Here is a 4,755-nt window from a genome sequence, read left to right as displayed (position 1 = left end):
AACCCTGGCACACACCGATGGGGCGATCCGCGCGGCTCCCGCCTCGGATCGCCCCATCTAGCCTGGGGCTTTCGCCTGGAAGGCGGCCGAAACCGATCGTTTAAACGTGAAAAGTGCCTTGAGCTGGAAGGATTGGACTTGCTGAGGGTCCCGTCCACACCAACTCGAAAGGCACTTTTCAAGTGCACTCTATCGCTCACCGCTCCAAGATCGTCGCCTCTGCGGACGGCAAGGGACTGGTCTGTCAGGCCGGTGGCCTGCTCCTGGTCCAGACGCTGAGAGTGACGGGCCTGGATCAGGGCATGTCACAGGCACTGCAACGGTGGCGGCCTCCCCGAGCGGTGCACAAAACCGGAAAGATCGTGACGGACCTGGCGGTGGCGCTCGCGCTCGGCGGTGACTGCCTGGCCGACATCGCCATCCTGCGCAACTCGCCCGAGCTGTTCGGCCCGATCGCCTCCGATCCGACGGTGTCGCGGCTGGTCAAAACCCTCGCCGACGCCGGACCGGCAGCGTTGCGGGCGATCCGCGCCGCACGCGCGGCGGCCAGATCACGGGTCTGGATGCTGGCCGCTGACCGAGCTCCCGGCGCCGGCGGCACCCTGATCCCGGTGGATCTGGACGCCACCATCGTGATCGCCCACTCCGAGAAACAACAGGCCGCGCCGACTTGGAAGCACACCTTCGGGCACCACCCGATGACCGCGTTCATCGATCACGGCGCGGGTGGGACCGGCGAGGCCGCCGCCCTGCTGCTGCGGGCCGGAAACGCCGGCTCCAACACCGCCGCCGACCACATCACCGCCGCCCGGCTCGCCCTCACCCAAATCCCATCCCACCTGCACAAACAAGTCCTGATCCGGACCGACTCCGGCGGCGGCACCCGCGCCTTCCTGGACTGGGTGACCCGCCGGCGCCTCAAGTACTCGATCGGGTTCACCCTCACCGACGACATCCAGGCGGCCATCCTCGCCCTCCCCGCGGACATGTGGGAAGTCGCCTATGACGCCGACCGGCAGCCCCGGCCCGGCGCCTGGGTGGCCGAGCTGACAGGGATGCTCGACCTGTCCTCCTGGCCCAAGGGCATGCGGGTCATCGCCCGCAAGGAACGCCCGCACCCCGGCGCGCAGCTGCGCTTTACCGACATCGACGGCCACCGCTTCACCTGCTTTGTCACCGGTACCCGGCCCGGTGGTGGCCGCGGCCAGCTCGCCGACCTGGAACTGCGTCACCGCCGTCGCGCTCGCTGCGAGGACCGCATCCGCACCGCCAAGGACACCGGATTGCGCAACCTGCCCCTGCATGGCTTCGCCCAGAATCAGGTCTGGTGCGAGATCGTCGCCCTGGCCTGCGATCTGCTGGCCTGGATGCAACTACTCGCGCTGGAGGGCAGCCCGGCCCGCCGCTATGAACCCAAACGGCTGCGGCTGCGCCTGTTCTCCGTCGCCGCACGTCTGACGCGGGGTAGTCGCCGATTACGGCTGCGCATCGCCGCCCGATGGCCGTGGGCCCAGCAGATCGTCACCGCCATCGCCCGGCTGCAAGCCTTACCGGCACCGACCTGACCAGCACCAAGACGCACCAGCGATCAGAAAGGGACCAGCGCGGGCCTGTGGAACCCCGTCAACCCGGCACGACAGCCGGGCAATGACGCTGACCAGACCGCGAAATCAACGCTCAGCCGAACCACTCAATCGACCACGCCAAGATCACGAAAGTTCGAGGCTAGTCTATTAGATCGTCGCCCAACTCTGCGTAATGGAGCTGCCGCATGGAAGAGTTTCGATGTAATTGAAGGCAATGTTGTGGACGAGGCATCGTCCGGTTGCGACATTGCGCCACTGGGCATTGCCGCCGCTGAAATTGCCTCTCGTCCAGTTCTGGTAAGAGTTCCCGGTGGAGCAGGGGTTGGTGTAGGTCGTACCGCTGGCGTTGCTATCGAGACATCTACCAGTGGCTACGTTCTTGAGCATCGTTGCCCAGTTTCCAGCAGGCAGAGTCCATCGCTGGAAATTGTTTCCGGAATTGCACGGCAGGGCGTATACACTGCCACCTGCGTTGCTGTCGAGACATTCGAAGCTAGAGAAACTTTGGATCTGGTAGCTAGCGAAAGCACTCGCATTGCTTGCGAAACTGATCGAGCCGAACGTAAGTAACGAGAAGGTCGTAATGAGTGCTAGAGCATTTCGCGTACGCCTCATAAGTAGCTCCCCTTGTGGACTAGCTAATTCCACCAGCGCTGGAAGGTGTTTCCGGAGTTGCACGGGGCTGTGGAGATTGCTGACGAGGTGTTGGCCTGGAGGCACCGTCCGGTAGCGATGTTCTGCAACTGGAAATTGGAGCCCGACCAGTTCACCCGCTGCCAGTTTTGATACGCGTTGCCACTGGAGCAGGGATTCGTGTATGCTAAACCACTTGCGTTACTGTCGAGACATCTGCCAGTCGCGTTACTCTGGATCAGATATCCCCATGTCGTAGATACGTAGGCGTATAGCTGAAAATTGTTTCCGGCATTGCATGGATTGGCGTATGCGCTGCCACCTGAATTACTGTCCAGGCATTCCACTGTGTTCAAGTTGTGGAAGAGGTAATACGTAGCCGCGTTTGCTGGGATTGCAGCGACTGTGGCGACCAGGGTAATTACACTGGCCATAACGGCAACCTGTAACCCTCGTAACACTAGCCGGGGCTTTAGCAATTCACATCCTTTCGACTTGTCCTCCTGTGTCAGCCTTAGGGTCTTCTGACAGGGCTATGCGCGCAATATGACTTGCGTAGTTATCGGCTTACGGCCTGTTATATCTGCAGCTCGGGTGGGTTCTGAAATATGTGAAAATTGAGATTTCCTGATTTTCTGGCAAGAAATGCCTGATTTTGCACGCAAAATTGACCGATCTTGGGCTGTCCGTAAGTAGACGCGCGGAGCGACGCAACGTTTCCTTGATGTCCCACCTGGGTGCGCCGGGGGAAGGGCTGGGTGTGAGCGACAAGCTTGCGTGTGCCTCGTGAGTGACGAACTGCGTGACAATCGCCACAGACGAGGGTGGACGTTCACGGACGCTCTCGTGTTGGTCGGCAAGCCGCGATCGGTGATAAGAACATGCTTTCGATTGCCTGAAAAGCGGTAGGTCGGCGATTTGGTCCCGGCTTAGCTCTGATCTGACTCATGCCCGGTGATGCCGGCGACGGGGCTGTCCCTCGCCGAAGTGTCCCCACTGTCCCTGTGTCCCCCTAGGTAGGTTGACCTGGGGAAAAGGGGCCGATCATGAGGGACGGTTCGGGGACATCTGCCCATGGCCTGTCCCCGGGGCAGTCCACAAGCCCCTTAGTGCATGGCCGGAGACGATATTCGCCACTCCTAGCGATCCGGAGGAAGAGCCAAGAGCCCTATGGCGCTTCGCGCGCGACTTCCTGGCCGCGCTCCGCGCGGAAGAGCGGCTGAAACACTCACAAAAGATCAAGGGTCGCTCTTGGTCGCTCAGGTGCGAGCATGGAGCATCTTAGATTCAAAACTAATGATCTTGATATCGAGGACTTGGCGATGGGTGGAGTGTGCCACTAGCGTGCCACGCGTGGTGTCGATCACGCGTAGCTGCTGGTCAGGGCATCGACACTGACTGGTCTCCGGAGCCGGGAGCGCAAGTTCGAATCTTGCAGGGGGCACCATTCAGGAGCCAGCCCAGACCTTGTCTGAGCTGGCTTTTGGTGTTCGGCCACGATTTTGGTCTTGCCAGTCTGCGACGCCATATGACGGCTCGTGACGGGCCGCGCGATCCATACGCGATCCATGATCACGCTCCATCCTCGCGGGCCCGGTTCATCCGCTCGATCCAGACCTCGTCGTAGCCGGACATGCAGCGGTGGTAGCCGGCCATCAGGCGCCACGCCGAACCGCTGGAGATGCTCACGCAGAAGCGTGACGAGTTCGGGTGGAATCGGGATAGGGCGCACGGTCTTCTTCGAGCGGCCCTTCAAGCCACGCTCGTCATGAAGGTCACCACTGTCAGTGAAGTTCTTGCCATCGCCCACTACGGCGGCATGCGGAAAGACTGAAGCAGGTGGCCGGCATCGCAGCGCCAAAGCGTGTTCTGCCAGGGCCTATACCCCACCTATACCGACGTCTCCCAGACTCAGCCCTCCGCACATACCACGACAGACAGCCCTTGGCTGTTTGATCTCCTTCGAGAAGAACAACCAGCCAAGGGCTGTCTCAGTTTCAGCGGACGATGCCCTGGCTGTCCCTGCCGTTGCCGTCCCAGTCGCCGATGACGGGCAGATCACCGGCGTCGCCGTAAGCCACCAGATGCGTGGTCTCGGTGGCGGTGGTGACCGGGCTGGTACGCGAATAGAACACGTTGCTCATCCGAACGCCGACATTGTCCTTGCCATCGCCGTCCCAGTCACCGATGAAAGGCACGCTGTGAGGATTGCCGTACAAGAAGGAGTACTGAGCCTGACCGGAAGCGGGATTGTTACTGATGAAGAAACGCGCCGAAGCGGGATCGTAGGCGCTGACCGTGTCCTTGCCATCGCCGTCCCAGTCACCGGCCAGCGGAATCATCGGAGCATCGCCGTAAGCCACCGACTGGGTGGTCTCGGTAGCCGTGGTCACCGGACTCGTACGCATGTAGAACACGTTGCCCATGCGAACGCCGACATTGTCCTTGCCGTCACCGTCCCAGTCACCGACGAAAGGCACGGCGTAGGGATTGCCGTACAAGAAGGTGTACTGAGCCTGACCCGAATTGGGATTGA

At 61.4% G+C, this 4,755-nt stretch carries 4 protein-coding genes; 1 reads left to right on the top strand and 3 read right to left on the bottom strand.

Translation table 11 applies throughout. From position 1 onward, the window contains the following. Positions 1 to 182 precede the first annotated feature (182 nt). Positions 183 to 1,565: an IS1380 family transposase gene (locus Acor_RS41720; protein WP_155342283.1), complete on the top strand. Its 1,383-nt coding sequence runs from the start codon at positions 183 to 185 to the stop codon at positions 1,563 to 1,565. A 168-nt stretch (positions 1,566 to 1,733) separates the two neighbouring features. Here the strand turns inward: Acor_RS41720 and Acor_RS46620 are convergent, their stop codons facing one another. From Acor_RS46620 to Acor_RS41705, 3 genes are all read right to left on the bottom strand, one after another. Further along, entirely contained in the window at positions 1,734 to 2,201 is a 468-nt protein-coding gene (locus Acor_RS46620; RefSeq protein WP_155342282.1) for an RICIN domain-containing protein, read from the bottom strand. Positions 2,202 to 2,224: 23 nt separating this feature from the next. Further along, positions 2,225 to 2,653: an RICIN domain-containing protein gene (locus tag Acor_RS46615; protein WP_155342281.1), complete on the bottom strand. Its 429-nt coding sequence runs from the start codon at positions 2,651 to 2,653 to the stop codon at positions 2,225 to 2,227. A 1,563-nt stretch (positions 2,654 to 4,216) separates the two neighbouring features. Continuing rightward, positions 4,217 to 4,755 (bottom strand): hypothetical protein (locus Acor_RS41705; protein WP_218034835.1); only part of this gene is annotated, 539 nt, incomplete at its 5' end.

The organism is Acrocarpospora corrugata (assembly GCF_009687845.1).
Taxonomy (GTDB): Bacteria; Actinomycetota; Actinomycetes; order Streptosporangiales; family Streptosporangiaceae; genus Acrocarpospora; species Acrocarpospora corrugata.
This window is presented reverse-complemented; position numbering and strand designations above follow the sequence as displayed.